This window comes from Rhodoligotrophos defluvii (assembly GCF_005281615.1).
GTDB lineage: Bacteria > Pseudomonadota > Alphaproteobacteria > Rhizobiales > Im1 > Rhodoligotrophos > Rhodoligotrophos defluvii.
Genome location: NZ_SZZM01000002.1, coordinates 1 through 15,472, shown reverse-complemented (window position 1 = coordinate 15,472; position 15,472 = coordinate 1). Strand labels below are relative to the sequence as shown.

At 64.5% G+C, this 15,472-nt stretch carries 12 protein-coding genes; 10 read left to right on the top strand and 2 right to left on the bottom strand.

Annotated elements, in window-relative coordinates; all coding sequences use genetic code 11:
- The first annotated feature begins 54 nt into the window (after positions 1 to 54).
- The 7 genes from E4P09_RS09185 to E4P09_RS09155 all read left to right on the top strand — a co-directional run bounded on the left by E4P09_RS09185 (position 55) and on the right by E4P09_RS09155 (position 7,260).
- Positions 55 to 2,064 carry an acetyl-CoA carboxylase biotin carboxylase subunit gene (locus E4P09_RS09185; RefSeq protein WP_137389331.1) on the top strand — a complete coding sequence of 670 codons (2,010 nt, stop codon included), beginning with the start codon at positions 55 to 57 and terminating at the stop codon, positions 2,062 to 2,064.
- A 105-nt stretch (positions 2,065 to 2,169) separates the two neighbouring features.
- Positions 2,170 to 2,670 (top strand): RrF2 family transcriptional regulator, encoded by a 501-nt coding sequence (locus tag E4P09_RS09180; RefSeq protein ID WP_137389330.1) that lies wholly within the window; start codon positions 2,170 to 2,172, stop codon positions 2,668 to 2,670.
- Positions 2,671 to 2,785: 115 nt separating this feature from the next.
- Positions 2,786 to 3,811 carry a sulfate ABC transporter substrate-binding protein gene (locus tag E4P09_RS09175; protein ID WP_275406459.1) on the top strand — a complete coding sequence of 342 codons (1,026 nt, stop codon included), beginning with the start codon at positions 2,786 to 2,788 and terminating at the stop codon, positions 3,809 to 3,811.
- Between the two features lie 12 nt (positions 3,812 to 3,823).
- Entirely contained in the window at positions 3,824 to 4,672 is an 849-nt protein-coding gene (gene cysT / locus E4P09_RS09170) for a sulfate ABC transporter permease subunit CysT (protein ID WP_137389329.1), read from the top strand.
- Complete coding sequence (cysW, locus tag E4P09_RS09165) at positions 4,659 to 5,540, top strand: sulfate ABC transporter permease subunit CysW (RefSeq protein ID WP_137389328.1); 882 nt, start codon at positions 4,659 to 4,661, stop codon at positions 5,538 to 5,540. Before cysT ends, cysW begins: the two co-directional genes overlap by 14 nt.
- A gap of 110 nt (positions 5,541 to 5,650) precedes the next feature.
- The gene (locus E4P09_RS09160; RefSeq protein ID WP_239025181.1) at positions 5,651 to 6,703 is read left to right on the top strand and encodes a sulfate/molybdate ABC transporter ATP-binding protein; all 1,053 of its coding nucleotides are present in this window, start codon (positions 5,651 to 5,653) and stop codon (positions 6,701 to 6,703) included.
- Between the two features lie 215 nt (positions 6,704 to 6,918).
- Positions 6,919 to 7,260, top strand: a complete 342-nt coding sequence (locus tag E4P09_RS09155; protein WP_137389326.1) for a DUF805 domain-containing protein — start codon at positions 6,919 to 6,921, stop codon at positions 7,258 to 7,260.
- Between the two features lie 172 nt (positions 7,261 to 7,432).
- Here the strand turns inward: E4P09_RS09155 and E4P09_RS09150 are convergent, their stop codons facing one another.
- The gene (locus tag E4P09_RS09150; protein WP_137389325.1) at positions 7,433 to 8,014 is read right to left on the bottom strand and encodes a type 1 glutamine amidotransferase domain-containing protein; all 582 of its coding nucleotides are present in this window, start codon (positions 8,012 to 8,014) and stop codon (positions 7,433 to 7,435) included.
- An 83-nt stretch (positions 8,015 to 8,097) separates the two neighbouring features.
- A complete protein-coding gene (gene uvrA, locus E4P09_RS09145) occupies positions 8,098 to 11,007 on the bottom strand; it encodes an excinuclease ABC subunit UvrA (RefSeq protein WP_137389324.1) in 2,910 nt (969 codons plus the stop codon).
- A gap of 471 nt (positions 11,008 to 11,478) precedes the next feature.
- Here uvrA and E4P09_RS09140 point away from each other — a divergent pair, with 471 nt between their 5' ends.
- From E4P09_RS09140 to E4P09_RS09130, 3 genes are all read left to right on the top strand, one after another.
- Entirely contained in the window at positions 11,479 to 11,955 is a 477-nt protein-coding gene (locus tag E4P09_RS09140) for a single-stranded DNA-binding protein (protein WP_137389323.1), read from the top strand.
- A gap of 300 nt (positions 11,956 to 12,255) precedes the next feature.
- The gene (locus E4P09_RS09135) at positions 12,256 to 12,684 is read left to right on the top strand and encodes a hypothetical protein (RefSeq protein ID WP_137389322.1); all 429 of its coding nucleotides are present in this window, start codon (positions 12,256 to 12,258) and stop codon (positions 12,682 to 12,684) included.
- A gap of 95 nt (positions 12,685 to 12,779) precedes the next feature.
- Complete coding sequence (locus E4P09_RS09130; protein ID WP_137389321.1) at positions 12,780 to 13,952, top strand: isovaleryl-CoA dehydrogenase; 1,173 nt, start codon at positions 12,780 to 12,782, stop codon at positions 13,950 to 13,952.
- The last annotated feature ends 1,520 nt before the right edge of the window (positions 13,953 to 15,472 follow it).

The window sequence follows — 15,472 nt, the reverse complement described above, 5'->3', positions numbered from 1 at the left end:
CCGAGCCCGCTAAAAGCCCCGTGAGACACGTATTGGCGGGATGGGCAGATCACCATGTTCGATAAGATTCTCATCGCAAATCGCGGCGAAATAGCGTGCCGGGTTATCCGCACAGCCAAGAAGATGGGGATTGCCACGGTCGCCGTCTACTCCGATGCCGACGCGCGGGCCCTGCACGTGCGCGAGGCCGACGAAGCGGTACGCATCGGCCCGGCACCGGCCAACCAGTCCTATCTGGTCATCGACGCCATCATCCAAGCCTGCAAGACGACGGGCGCCCAGGCTGTTCACCCCGGCTACGGCTTCCTGTCCGAGAATGCAGCCTTCGCCAAGGCGCTCGCCGAGAACGGCATCGTGTTCATCGGTCCCAACGTCCGGGCCATCGAGGCCATGGGCGACAAGATCGAATCGAAGCGCTTCGCCGATGCGGCAGGCGTGAACACCGTACCTGGCTTTCTTGGCGAGATCGAGACGCCGGCCGAGGCGATCCGCATTGCCGACGAGATCGGCTATCCCGTCATGATCAAGGCCTCGGCCGGCGGCGGCGGCAAGGGCATGCGCATCGCCAAATCGCGGGACGAGGTGAAGGAGGGCTTCGAGCTTGCCCGCGCGGAAGCCAAGTCGAGCTTCGGCGACGAGCGGGTGTTCATCGAGAAATTCGTGGTCAATCCCCGCCATATCGAGATCCAGGTGCTGGGCGACAAGCACGGCAACGCCATTTATCTCGGCGAGCGCGAGTGCTCGATCCAGCGCCGTAACCAGAAGGTGATCGAGGAGGCGCCCAGCCCTTTTCTCGATGAGGCAACCCGCGCGGCCATGGGCCAGCAGGCGGTCGCCTTGGCCAAGGCGGTGGACTACGAGAGCGCCGGCACGGTCGAGTTCATCGTCGACCAGGACAGGAACTTCTATTTTCTCGAGATGAACACCCGTCTGCAGGTGGAGCACCCGGTGACGGAGCTGGTCACCGGCATCGATCTCGTGGAACAGATGATCCGGGTGGCGGCCGGCGAGCGGCTGAGCCTCACGCAGGACGACATCACGCTGAACGGATGGGCGATCGAGAGCCGCATCTATGCGGAGGATCCTTACCGGAACTTCCTGCCCTCGACCGGGCGGCTCGTGCGCTATCGCCCGCCAGTCCAGGGCACGGACGACCAGGGCTTGATCATCCGCAACGACACGGGCGTGTACGAGGGCGGCGAGATTTCCATCTACTATGATCCGATGATCGCCAAGCTGTGCACCTGGGCGCCGACGCGAGATGAGGCTACCCGGCACATGTCCACCGCGCTCGATGCGTTCTATATCGACGGAATCCAGCACAACATCCCGTTCCTGTCGACGATCATGCGACACCCGCGCTGGAACGCGGGCGCGCTCACCACGGGGTTCATCGCCGAGGAATTCCCCGACGGGTTCAACGGCGCCGAGCTCGACGAGGACACGCGCGTGCGTCTGGCGGCGGTCGCCGCGTTCCTCGACCATGTGGAGAACGAGCGCAAGCGCCTGATCACGGGGCAGCTGCGCGGCAAGCCCATCACCTTCACGCGTCAGCGCGTGGTGAAGCTGGACAATGAGTGGCACGCGTTCCTCGTGGATGACGAGGAGGGCGACACGATTTTCCTGCGGTCGCGGGATGGGGCGGCGGATCTCGAGCTCACCGGCGACTGGCGGCCTGGTGCGCTCGTCTGGCACGGCAGCGTGGACGCCATGCCGATGACGGTGCAGGTTCGCCGGGTGCTGAACGGGTACCGCCTCGCGCATGCGGGCGCGGAGGTGGTGGCGCATGTCTATACGGGCCGCGAAGCCGAGCTTGCCAAACTGATGCCGGAGAAGCTGCCGCCGGATACCTCGCGCATGCTGCTGTGCCCAATGCCCGGCCTGATGATCTCGGTCGACGTATCGGTCGGCGACAAGGTCAAGGCGGGGCAGGCGGTCTGCGTGGTCGAAGCCATGAAGATGCAGAACGTGCTGCGCGCCGAGCGCGACGCGGTGGTGGCCGCGATCAATGCCGCGCCCGGTGCGACGTTGGCAGTGGGTGACGTCATCATGGAATTCGAATAAGGAGTATTGGATACAGCGACGGACATGCGAGGCATTGCATGCATCCGTCGGCGAGATAAGGTCAGGCCGAGGCGTCCGTGAGCCCATCGGGTTCAACCTGAAGTGATGATTTCGCAGAAAACCAAATACGCCTTGCAGGCGATGATCGTTCTGGCCCGCGCGGGCCGGGGCGTGGTGGTGAATATTGGCGAGCTTGCCGAGGCTCGCGGCATTCCTCAGCGCTTCCTCGAGCAGATCCTGCTGATCCTGAAGCACAATGGGCTGGTGGCCAGCCGCCGTGGCCCGCGCGGCGGCTATGCCCTGATCCGCTCGCCGTCCGAAATCACCATCGGCTCCATCCTGAGGATGGTCGAGGGGCCGCTGGCGCCCTTACCCTGCCTGTCCAAGCGCGCCTATCGCCGGTGCCTGGACTGTCCCGATGAGGGGGCGTGCGAGATCCGCCGCATCTTCTTCGAGGTGTATCAGGCGACGACCAATATTCTCGATCGGCTCACCCTGCAGGATGCGGTCTCTGATTCCCGCGCCTGGCAGGCCCTCGGTGTGCTGGGGGAGGGCGTGCCGGCCCGTTCAGACGAGAAGGCCGCCGACGCCGCCCTGTCCAGCTGACCGGCCGCTGATTGTGGATGACGGCGCCCATCCGGCCGCTACCCGCTCGCACAGTATTGACAAAGTCTAGCGGATAAGTCGAGATTAACCCGGCATTTACGAAGAGGGTCACCCCATGACCTACCGTTCGCTCGCTTCGCGCCTGTTTGTGGGGGCAGTGGCAATTCTGCTGATGGCGCTCGGCTCGCATGCCGGCGCCAAAGACATCAGTCTTTTGAATATTTCCTATGATCCCACCCGGGAGCTTTATCGCGATTTCAACGAAGCCTTCGCCAGGCACTGGCAGGAGCAGTCCGGCGACAGGCTGCGGGTGCGGGTATCGCATGGCGGATCGGGCAAGCAGGCCCGCGCGGTGATCGACGGGATCGATGCGGACGTGGTGACATTGGCACTGGCGGCCGACATCGACGCGATCGCCAAGGCAACAGGCAAGATCCCGCAGGACTGGCAATCGAAATTCCCGGCGAACAGCGCGCCCTATACCTCGACCATCGTGTTCCTGGTGCGCAAGGGCAATCCGAAAAACATCGGGGACTGGGATGACCTCGTCCGGGAAGGGGTCCAGGTGATCACGCCGAACCCGAAGACGTCGGGCGGCGCGCGCTGGAACTATCTTGCGGCATGGGCCTTCGCCCAAGACAAGTATGGCAGCGAGCAAGAGGCGCGCGCGTTCATCGCGGCGCTGTTCAAGAATGTGCCGGTGCTCGACACCGGTGCCCGCGGGGCGACCACCACCTTCGTGCAGCGCGGGATCGGCGACGTGCTGCTGGCCTGGGAAAACGAGGCATTCCTGGCGTTGAAGCAGTTCGGATCGGGCGAGCTCGAAATCGTCACCCCGCCCACGTCCATTCTGGCGGAGCCGCCGGTGGCGGTCGTCACCGGCAATACGGAGAGGAAGGGCACCACCGAGGTGGCGACGGCCTATCTCGGCTATCTCTATTCACCGGAAGGCCAAACCATCGCCGCACGGCACTATTACCGTCCGGTTAACAGGGAGGGGGTCGATCCGGCCTTGCTGCAGCCGTTCCCGGATGTGAAGCTGTTCACCATCGGCGAGCGCTTCGGCGGCTGGGACAAGATGCAAGATGAGCATTTCGGCGACGGCGGCATTTTCGATCAGCTCTACCGACCGGGCAAGTAGGGGATCTTGCCGATGACGCCTGCGCGACGACTGGGTCTGGTGAAACCAAGCGTGCTTCCGGGCTTCGGCGTCGCCCTCGGCTTCACCTTGACCTATCTGAGCCTCATCGTCCTGCTGCCGCTGGCGGCGCTCGTGCTGCGCACGGCCTCCATGGGCTGGGCGCAGTTCTGGAGCCTGGTGACGGACGAGCGGACCCTCGCCGCCCTCAAGGTGAGCTTCGGCACCTCGCTGCTTGCGGCTTGCGTCAATGCGGTTTTCGGCCTGCTGGTCGCCTGGGTGCTGACGCGCTACCGGTTTCCGGGCCAGCGGCTGTTCGATGCCTTCGTCGACCTTCCGTTCGCGCTGCCGACCGCCGTGGCCGGCATCGCGCTGACCGCGCTTTATTCGCCCAAGGGCTGGATGGGGCAGTTCTTGGAGCCATTGGGCGTCAAGGTCGCCTACACGCCGCTGGGCATCATCATCGCCTTGACTTTTGTCGGGCTGCCGTTCGTGGTGCGCACGCTGCAGCCGGTGCTCGCCGAGTTCGACCGCGAGCAGGAGGAGGTTTCAGCAACCCTGGGCGCCCGCCGCCACCAGACCCTCGCGCGCGTGGTGCTTCCGGCTCTGCTGCCGGCGCTGCTCACCGGCTTCGCCTTGGCCTTTGCCCGCGCGGTGGGCGAATATGGGTCGGTGATCTTCATTGCCGGCAACATCCCCTATGTCTCGGAAATCGCGCCGCTGCTGATCGCGATCAAGCTCGAGGAATTCGACTATGCCGGGGCCACGGCCATCGCCACGGCCATGCTGGCGATCGCCTTCGGGACGCTGCTGTTGCTCAATCTGGTTCAGGCTTATGGGCGGAGGCGCTATGGCCACGGTTGATGCGGCGCTGCCCGCGCCGCCTGCGCGGCGCACCGGGGTCACCAACGAACCGCGCTGGGTGAGGTTGCTGGCCATCGCCATCGCCGTGGCCTTCCTCGTGCTGTTTCTGCTGGCGCCGCTGGTGCTGGTGTTCGCGGAGGCGCTGCGCCAGGGCCTTGCGGCCTATATGGAGGCGATCACCGAGCCGGACACGCTGGCCGCCATCCGACTGACGCTGCTGGTGGCCGCCATCGCGGTGCCGGCCAATCTCGTCTTCGGCCTTGCCGCCTCATGGGCCATCGCCAAGTTCGAGTTCAAGGGCAAGAGCCTGCTCACCACCCTGATCGACCTGCCGTTCTCGGTCTCTCCCGTGATTTCGGGCATGATCTACGTGTTGCTGTTCGGGGCCCATGGCTATCTCGGGCCCTGGCTGCAGGAGCACGGGATCACCATCATCTTCGCGGTGCCGGGCATCGTGCTGGCGACGATCTTCGTCACTTTCCCGTTCGTTGCCCGCGAGCTGATCCCGCTGATGCAGGACCAGGGCAAGCAGGACGAGGAAGCCGCGCTATCCCTGGGCGCGCGGGGCTGGCAGACCTTTCTGTTCATCACCATTCCCAACGCAAAATGGGCCCTGCTCTACGGCGTGCTGCTCTGCAATGCGCGGGCGATGGGAGAGTTCGGCGCGGTTTCGGTGGTGTCGGGCCATATCCGGGGCGAGACGAACACCATGCCGCTGCATGTGGAAATCCTTTACAACGAGTATGCTTTTGTGGCGGCCTTTGCGGTGGCCTCGCTGCTGGCTTTGCTTGCGCTGGTGACGCTGGTGGTGAAAACATTCCTGGAATGGCGCTTTGCTGCCGAGCTGGCGGGCACGGTGCGGCACTGAGGATGGGCATTATGGCTGCTGATGCGATTGCGAACCCGTTCATTGCCGCCTTCGAGGCAGAAGCCACCGCGCAGCCGAAGCCGAAGGCTGCCGGCGCGTGGGGCCAGCCGATTGCCGTGACCGTGGAGGGGGTGCGCAAGTCGTTCGGCGACACGCCCGCCCTGCACGACGTTTCCCTGGCGATCAGGCCGGGCGAGCTCATCGCCCTGCTAGGGCCGTCCGGTTCCGGCAAGACCACGCTGCTGCGCATTCTGGGCGGGCTCGACGAGCCGAGTGGCGGCCGCGTTCTCTTCGGGGACGAGGATGCGCTGCGCTTGTCGGTGCAGGAACGCAATGTGGGCTTCGTCTTCCAGCATTACGCGCTGTTCCGCCATATGACCGTGCTGGACAACGTCGCCTTCGGCCTCAAGGTGAGGCCCGGGGGAACGCGTCCGTCACGGCGGGACATTCGCGAGCGCGCGCTCAATCTCATCCGCCTTGTTCAGCTCGAGGGGTTTGAGAAGCGCTATCCGGCGCAGCTCTCGGGCGGTCAGCGGCAGCGGGTGGCGCTGGCCCGCGCGCTGGCCATCGAGCCGCGCATCCTGCTGCTGGACGAGCCGTTCGGGGCGCTGGATGCCAAGGTGCGCAAGGACCTCAGGCGGTGGCTGCGCGAGCTGCATGACCAGACCGGCCATACCACGGTGTTCGTGACCCACGATCAGGACGAGGCTCTGGAACTCGCCGATCGGGTGGTGGTCATGAGCAATGGCCGCATCGAGCAGGTGGGCACGCCGGACGAAATCTATGACGAGCCCGCAACCGCCTTCGTCGCCGGGTTCATCGGCGAGGCGAGCCGATTCGTGGTCCAGGTGGAAAAGGGCGACGCCCTGCTGTATGAGCGGCCGATCAAGCTGCCGGTCGAGGTGCCCCGGGACGGGCGCTATACGGTTTTCGTGCGCCCGCAAGACATCCTGCTGGGGCCGAGATCGCCGGGCGACCTGCCGGGGGTGGTGCGCGCCATTCGCCGGCACGGGGCACTCCGGCGCGCGGAAATCGCGCTGGCCGACGGCTCGTCGGTGGTGGAAGCGGACTCTGCGGCCTTGATCAATCTGCGGGTCGGCCAGCAGGTCGGGCTGACCTTCAGCCGGGTCGCGCTGTTCCCTGCCGCCGAGGGGCAGAGGTGAGCAGGCGAAAAGCTCTTGAGCATTTCCGCTTTTCTTCGAATCGCGGAACCGCAGATCAAGGTCTTGCTTGGTCGCATTTTCTTCACGCGAACCGGTATCCACTTCGCTCGAAAAATGCTTAGGCTTCCAGGCAAAGGCCGAGCTGCTTCTCGCTGCGTTCTATAGAAGGTGAGCGCCAATGGATCGCATTCCAAGGTGGCGCTGGCGGAGGGGATATGACGTCGATCGATTGGAAGTTTCTGCTGCTCGATTACCAGGGACGGATCGGGCGGGCCTTGTGGTGGCTCGGCATGCTGGCCGTGCTCGTGCTGTCGTTCATCGGCTATCTGCTGTTTGGCTCCGATGGTCTGCTGGCCTATCTCACCAATCTCGTTCTCCTGTTCTTGACCCTCTGCATCCATATCAAGCGCTGCCACGACCGCGACCAGAGCGGCTGGTGGGTGCTGCTGCTGTTCATTCCCGTGGTCGGTTTCCTTTGGGCACTGATCAATCTCGGGCTGCTCGAAGGCACCCCCGGGCCGAACCGATTCGGCCCGGATCCGCTCGGGCGCGTGTAAGCGTCATCTCTGCGAACCGAAAGCCGGTCAAGGGAACAGGTGCTTTCCACCTCATCCCGCCAGCCTTCGGCTCGGGATCATGCGCTGCTCATGCGGCGGCCACGCGCGCGCCTCAGCCTTACCGGCTTGCCGGTCCCCGGCTGGCCGGGGGCCGACTGGCCGGAGCGAGGCCTCACTCTGCTGCCTGCGAGGAGGCGCTCTGCCGCTGCATGTGGCGCCCCTCGAGGATCTCCTCGGCGATCTTGTTGGAGAAGGCCTCCAGATCTCCCGGGTTGCGGCTGGTGATAATGCCCTGGTCCGTAACCACAGGCTGGTCGACCCATTGGGCACCGGCATTCAGCATGTCGGTCTTGATCGACTTGTAGGAGGTGGCCTTGCGATTCTTGATGATGCCGGTCTCGATCAAGAGCCAGGGGCCATGGCACACGGCCGCGATCACCTTCTTCTGGCGGTCGAAATCACGGATCAGCGCCAGGACTCGTTCGTTGATCCGCAGCAGATCCGGATTGATCTGGCCGCCGGGTATGACGATGGCGTCGTAGTCGTCGGCCTTGACCTGGTCAACGGTGAGATCGACCGGAACCTCCCGGCCCCAGTCCTTCATATCCCAGCCCTTGATCTTCTCGGCCTCGGGCGAGGCCACATGCACCGTGGCGCCGGCCGACCGCAGGCGGTCGCGCGGCACTTCGAGCTCCGACTGCTCGAAGCCATGGGTGGCGACGATGACGATCTTCTTGCCTGAAAGGTCATGCATGGCTTGCTCCTGAGTTTGCGAGATTGCTCTGGGAAACAAGCCTTCGCGGGCAGGGTTCCGACATCGCGGCGAGCCTGCCCTCGTCATTCGGCCGCAGCCCTGCGGCTTGCCCGATGCCGCTGCAGAACCTCCTTCAGGAACCTGCCCGTGTGCGAGCGCGGGCTGGCGGCCACCTGCTCGGGCGTGCCGACCGCCACGACCTCGCCGCCGCCGTCGCCGCCCTCGGGACCTAAATCGATGATCCAGTCGGCGGTCTTGATCACCTCGAGATTATGCTCGATGACCACCACGCTGTTGCCCTGCTCCACCAGCTCGTGCAGCACCTCCAGGAGCTTTGCCACGTCATGGAAATGCAGCCCGGTGGTCGGTTCATCCAGAATGTACAAGGTGCGGCCTGTGGCACGCCGCGACAGCTCCTTGGCGAGCTTGACGCGCTGCGCCTCGCCGCCGGAGAGGGTGGTGGCCTGCTGTCCCACCTTGATATAGCCAAGACCGACGCGGTCGAGCGTTTCCATCTTCTCGCGCACGGCCGGCACGGCCTTGAAGAACTCCTTCGCCTCGGCCACCGTCATGTCGAGCACATCGGAGATGGACTTGCCCTTGAACTTCACCTCCAGGGTCTCGCGGTTGTAGCGGTGCCCGTGGCAGACGTCGCAGGTGACATAGACGTCCGGCAGGAAATGCATCTCGATCTTGATCAGACCGTCGCCCTGGCAGGCCTCGCAGCGCCCGCCCTTGACATTGAAGGAGAAGCGCCCCGGCTGGTAACCGCGGGCCTTTGCCTCGGGCAGGCCGGCAAACCATTCGCGGATCGGCGTGAAGGCGCCGGTATAGGTGGCCGGATTTGACCGGGGCGTGCGGCCGATCGGCGACTGGTCGATATCGATGATCTTGTCCAACAGTTCGAGCCCGTCGATCCGGTCGTGGGCGCCCGGCTGCTCGCGGCTGCTCATCAGCTTGCGCGCGGCTGCGCGGTACAGCGTGTCGATGGTGAAGGTCGACTTGCCGGAGCCCGAGACGCCGGTGACGCAGGTGAAGAGGCCGAGCGGGATTTCAGCGCTCACATTCTTCAGGTTGTTCGAGCGTGCGCCCACCACCTTGAGCATTCTGTTCTTGCTCGGCTTGCGCCGCTGGCGCGGCACGGGAACCTGCATCATGCCGGTGAGATATTGGCCGGTGAGGCTATGGGGCGAGGCCATGACCTGCTCGGGCGTGCCCTGGGCCACGATCTCGCCGCCATGCACGCCCGCGCCCGGGCCGATATCCACGACATGGTCGGCCAGGCGGATCGCATCCTCGTCATGCTCGACCACGATTACCGTGTTGCCCAGGTCGCGCAGGCGCTTGAGCGTGTCGAGCAGCCGCGCATTATCGCGCTGATGCAGGCCGATCGAGGGCTCGTCGAGCACATAGAGCACCCCGGTGAGCCCGGAACCGATCTGGCTCGCCAGCCTGATGCGCTGGCTCTCGCCGCCGGAAAGGGTGCCGGAATTGCGCGAGAGCGTGAGGTAATCCAGACCCACGTCCACCAGGAACCGCAGCCGCTCCCGGATCTCCTTGAGGATGCGTCCGGCGATCTCCTGCTGCTTGGGCGTGAACGAGACCTCGATCGAATCGAACCAGGCCTGCGCCTCGCGAATGGATTTTTCCGTGGCTTGGCCGATATGCAGGCCTGCGATCTTGACCGCGAGCGCCTGTGGCTTCAGGCGATAGCCCCCGCACGCTTCGCAGGGGTGATCCGATTGGAAGCGCGAGAGCTCCTCACGCACCCAGGATGATTCCGTTTCGTGCCAGCGGCGCTCGATATTGGTGACGACCCCTTCGAAGACCTTATGGGTCTTGTAGCTGCGCACGCCGTCATTATAGACGAAGGTGATTTCTTCCGGCGCCGAACCGTAGAGGATCACATTGCGCACGCTCTCCGGCAGCTCTTGCCAGGGCGTGTCCATGCTAACGCCGTAATGCTTGGCGAGGGCCTCGAGGGTCTGCACGTAATAAGGGGAGGTATTGCCGGTTCTCGCCCATGGCAGCACGGCGCCGCGGCGCAGGGAAAGGCTGGGGTCCGGCACGACGAGCTCGCCCTCGAACTTGAGTTCCGTTCCCAGTCCGTCGCAGCGCGGGCAGGCGCCATACGGGTTGTTGAAGGAGAAGAGCCGCGGCTCGATCTCATCGATGGTGAAGCCCGACACCGGGCAGGCGAAGCGCTCGGAGAACGTCACCCGGCGCGGATTGCCCCGTTCGTCCCTTTCATCCGCATGTTCGGCGATGGCGATGCCGTCGGCGAGGCCGAGCGCGGTCTGCAGGCTGTCCGCCAGCCGGCCGGCAATGTCCGGGCGCACGACGATTCGGTCGACCACCACGTCGATATCGTGCTTGAACTTCTTGTCCAAGGCGGGCGCATCTTCGATCTCATGGAACTCGCCATCGATCTTGACCCGCTGGAAACCCTGCTTCTGCAGCTCCGCCAACTCTTTCCTGTACTCGCCCTTGCGGCCGCGCACAACGGGGGCGAGCAGATACAGCCGTGTGCCTTCCGGCATCTCCAGGATGCGGTCGACCATCTGAGAAATGGTCTGGCTCTCGATGGGAAGCCCGGTCGCGGGGGAATAGGCAATGCCAACCCGCGCGAACAGCAGCCGCATATAGTCATAAATCTCGGTCACCGTGCCGACGGTGGAGCGTGGATTGCGCGAGGTGGTCTTCTGCTCGATGGAGATGGCGGGCGAGAGCCCGTCGATCTGATCGACATCGGGCTTCTGCATCATCTCGAGGAACTGTCGCGCATAGGCCGACAGCGATTCCACATAGCGACGCTGGCCCTCCGCATAGATCGTGTCGAAAGCGAGGGACGACTTGCCGGAACCCGACAGCCCGGTGAACACGATCAGCTTGTCGCGCGGAAGCTCGAGCGAGATGTTCTTGAGGTTGTGCTCCCGCGCGCCCTGGATGGACAGGACCTTACGCGAAGAGGAGGGGCCAAGATCGTTGCTCATGGGTGTGACATTTCCACAAGGCGACGACAGGCCGTGCTTGTCGCCCTGACAGCGCTCCGCCCGCCGGATTGCGGTTGGAACAATACAAGAACAAAATTCCCGATGGACGTCAATGGTGCATGTTGCGACCGTTGCGCCGCTGGAACGTAGTGGCCCGGCCTGGCTTTGGCAATGCGGCCTTTCGGAGACGGCGCCGCGTCGCGAGAGTTCAGGCTGCAGGGACAATGCAAGTCATTCAAAAGAAACGCCGACCTGTTTCTTCCGACGACGGCGGATTGTGTGAGTTTTCCCCAGACGCAAAATGCCGTTCAGGAAAAGCATTGCGTGAGGAAGCAGGATGTCATAGAACAAAAAGGAAACAAATGCGCGGATGGGGGCCTTCCTGTGGGAACAGGGGACCGGGGGTGGTGAATGCCCGGCAAGCGCGCTAGGGTGGCGGCAAACAGGACGTGTGCCGAAAGGAGAAGTCTCATGGCAGGTTCGGTGAACAAGGTGATCCTCATCGGCAATCTCGGAAAGGATCCCGAAATCCGGCACACCAAGGATGGTCGCCCGGTCGCGTCGTTCAGCCTGGCGACGACGGAGAATTGGCGCGACCGCCAGAGCGGCGAACGCAAGGAGCGGACGGAGTGGCACAACATCGTGATCTTCAGCGAGGGCTTGTGCAAGGTTGCCGAGCAATACCTGAAGAAGGGGTCCAAGGTTTATGTGGAAGGGCAGCTGCAGACCCGGAAATGGCAGGATCAGAACGGCAATGACCGCTACACCACCGAGGTGGTGCTCCAAGGTTTCAACGCGACTTTGACGATGCTGGATGGTCGACCGGGAGCGGGAGGGGATGTGCAGGACATTGCCGGCGACTTCGGCCGTTCCGGCCCGATGGATCGCGGCCAGCGCCGTCCTGCGCAGAGCTTCTCCGAAGAGCTTGACGACGAGGTGCCGTTCTAATCCTTTGCTTGAGCGTTGATCTTTGCCGAAAACCGGTTCCCAACGTTTTGCTACCCGCGGACCTTCGGTTCGGGGATCACGCTAACGGCGCGCATCTGCCGAGGGCTTTGATCTTCGGTCGCGACGGGGCGACCCAGACGCGTTGCCCAAGCCTCATATTGGTTTCTGCTAACCTTTTCATTGGACGATCAGGCGCATAGTCGGTTTGGGTTGGGTGCTCAGGCTGGCATGCGATTGTCGAGACGATGGGAGTTGGGCATGCGCTGTGCCGTTCTCTTGGTCATGTTGATGCTTGGTCCAATGAACGCTGCGGTGGCTCAGCAGGCAGCCGGCGGACAGCCGGAAGCAGAGCTGTCGTCAGGGCAGGCCGCTGCGCAGGCGCCCGACCGGCGGGCAGGGGCGAGCTCGCAGCCGACACCTGCTGCACTGCCCGCTCAGCCCATGACCGGCCGGATGCTGAGGGCGCTGTTCCCTGGCAAGTTCGAGGCCGTGTGGAAGAACCGGCGCACGCTTATCATCGGTGCGGACGCGGACGGACGGCTGAAGGGTTACTCGGACGGCAAGTATGATGCCGGACGATGGGAAATCAGCGGCAACAAGCTCTGCATCTCCTTCGCGGTGTGGACGGGCGGAGATCGCAAATGTGGCGAGGTCTATCGCGGCGATGGCTGGTTCATGGGGCTGTTGAACAAGAAGGGCGAGGCTCATCTGCGGTTCAGGAAGCGCTAAGCCCCGCGGCCTGGGGATGATCTTCATTTCGCTTGATACGGCTGGCGAGGGTCGCTAGGCGGGATTAGACTTGCTTTCCGCGTCTGGAGGTCACGATGCGTCCCAACGATTTCCGATCGCTCGATTTCGGGCTGGGCGACACAGCCGACATGCTGCGCGATACGGTTCGCGCCTTCGCGGCGGACGAGATCGCGCCCATAGCCGCTGCCATCGATCAGACCAACGAGTTCCCGCGGCATCTCTGGCCCAAGCTCGGCGCGCTCGGGTTGCACGGCATCACAGTCGAGGAGGAGCATGGCGGTGCGGGCCTCGGCTATCTCGAGCATTGCGTCGCCATGGAGGAGATTTCCCGGGGATCGGCAGCGGTCGGGCTTTCCTACGGCGCCCACTCCAATCTTTGCATCAACCAGATCCGCCGGAACGGCACGGACGAGCAGAAGCGCCGGTTCCTGCCGAAGCTGATCTCGGGCGAGCATCTCGGTGGGCTCGCCATGTCCGAGCCCGGCGCGGGATCCGACGTGGTCTCGATGCGGCTGCGTGCCGAAAAGCGGGGTGACCGCTATATCCTGAACGGCACCAAGTTCTGGATCACCAACGGCCCCGGCGGCGATGTGATCGTGGTCTATGCCAAGACCGATCCCGCGGCTGGGCCCCGCGGCATCACCGCCTTCATCGTGGACACCTCGAGCAAGGGCTTTCGGGTGGCGCAGAAACTCGACAAGCTGGGAATGCGGGGTTCGGACACGGGCGAGCTGGTCTTCGAAGATTGCGAGGTGCCCGAGGAAAATGTGCTCGGGGCGGTCGGCAAGGGGGTCAACGTGCTCATGTCGGGCCTCGATTACGAGCGGGCGGTGCTGGCGGCGGGGCCGCTCGGCATCATGCAGGCGTGCCTGGATACGGTGCTGCCCTATGTGCACGATCGCAAACAGTTCGGGCAGCCGATCGGGACATTTCAGTTCATCCAGGGCAAGATCGCCGACATGTACACCACCCTGAATGCCGCGCGTGCCTATGTCTACGCCGTGGCTCGGGCCTGCGATCGGGGGCAGACCACCCGGAAGGATGCAGCGGGAGCGATCCTGTTCGCGGCGGAAAAGGCAACCTGGGTGGCGCTCGAGGCGATCCAGTGCCTCGGCGGCAACGGCTATATCAACGACTATCCGACGGGCCGCCTGCTGCGCGACGCCAAGCTCTACGAGATCGGCGCCGGGACGTCGGAGATCCGCCGTATGCTGATCGGCCGCGAGCTCTTCGAGGAATCGGCTTGATGGGAGGAGACCGGCAGGACCTGTCTGTTTCTGCACCGCGTGTTTCTGCATCTCTGCATCGCGCGCGCCTGCAGGCGTTGAAACAGGCTGTTGCTTGGCGCGTTTGGCACGCCTGAGACCGTACGCACGCATCGCGTCGGCGCGGGACGGGAGCGCTGCCTGAGATGTCGGTGAGGTTCCGGGGGCGTGATGCGCGTTTTGGGTGTGCCTGACGGGAAGGCGGAGCAGGAGGCCTGACCGGGGCGGAGCGGAGGGATGCCGGTGCCCGTGCCTGTCGGCGTCCTGTCGTGTCTTCGCATTCTATAGCGTGGTGCGCTATTGGCGTGGTGCATCGGTATCGAGAGGGAGGCGGAACAGGGCGCCGCGGTGCGTCCAGCTTTCTCACCTCGCCGTGGAGGCACTGCGGTTCGGTGTGACATGGTTGGGGTGTTCCGTGCGGCAAGTGCGGCGGGCTCTCTTGATGGCGGGCCTTTTAAATGATGGCGGGTCCGCTTAATGGGCGGGGCATCTTGTTGGCGGGCCCGCTCAGCGGTGGCCGTTCTTAACGGCGGGCCCTTTTAACGGTGTACGGCGTGCCTGTTTAACGGGGTGCCACGTGGCGGCCTCGATGCGCGTCTGGGGGTACGTTCCCGTCTGTTGTGTCGCGTAACGCATGCTGTTCGGTTGTGTCGCGTAACGTCGTGTCGGGTAACGCGTGCCGGCCGCTGAGACGCTGCCTGCTGTTGCGTTGGATGGGTTGACGCAGTCGCTGCGGCTGCCGTGTCGCCCGGGGGTTGGTGGCTGATACTGACGGCTCGGCGCGATGTGCTTGGGCTCTTTCGTTTCTGCCCTGCGCCTGTGCGATCCTGCCGCGCACGGCCTGCAGGGCCTGTTGAGACTGCGATCGTGGCCTCGCTGGCATGCGAGGTCCTTCACGTTGGACCGGATCATGCGCTAGATTCCTTCGTCTTGTCGCATTTTCTACGGTCGCCTGTGGCCAGTTGACGAAAATGCTCCGGTCGCGCGCGGCTTTAGGGGAAGCTGGGGCCAGCGGGATCGGGGGAGGTGACCGGCAGACCGTTCCCGCATGTGCGGCAGACTGGCGGCCGGACCGCGGGCGGGGCTCCATCCGCGCTGGGATAGCTGGGGAGGGTGCAGGGTGGTGTTGGGTCGGACAGCCAGATGTGCGGCGACGGCACCAAGGGCTTTCGCCGGCCGATGGCACGCGGGCCGAGAGCTTGGTCTCTCGCGGGCTGGTTCAGAACTTGCTCTCTCGTGGGCCGCGCCAGAACTTGCTCTCTCGCGGCCGCGCCAGCATTTCCTCTCCCGCGCGCCGCGCGGGAACTTCCTCTCTCGCGGCTCGGCCAGAATTTCCTCTCTGGCGGGCTGGATCAGAACTTGCTCTCTTGCGGGCCGCGAGGACTTGCTCTCTCGCGGGCTGCGCAGCACGTCGGCGCGGGATCCGGAGCGCGACCGCCCGCCTCGCGGCATCCGCGCCTGCCGGGGACCGGCCGGTGCCGCCGGAGCCCGGCCGAGCGGCG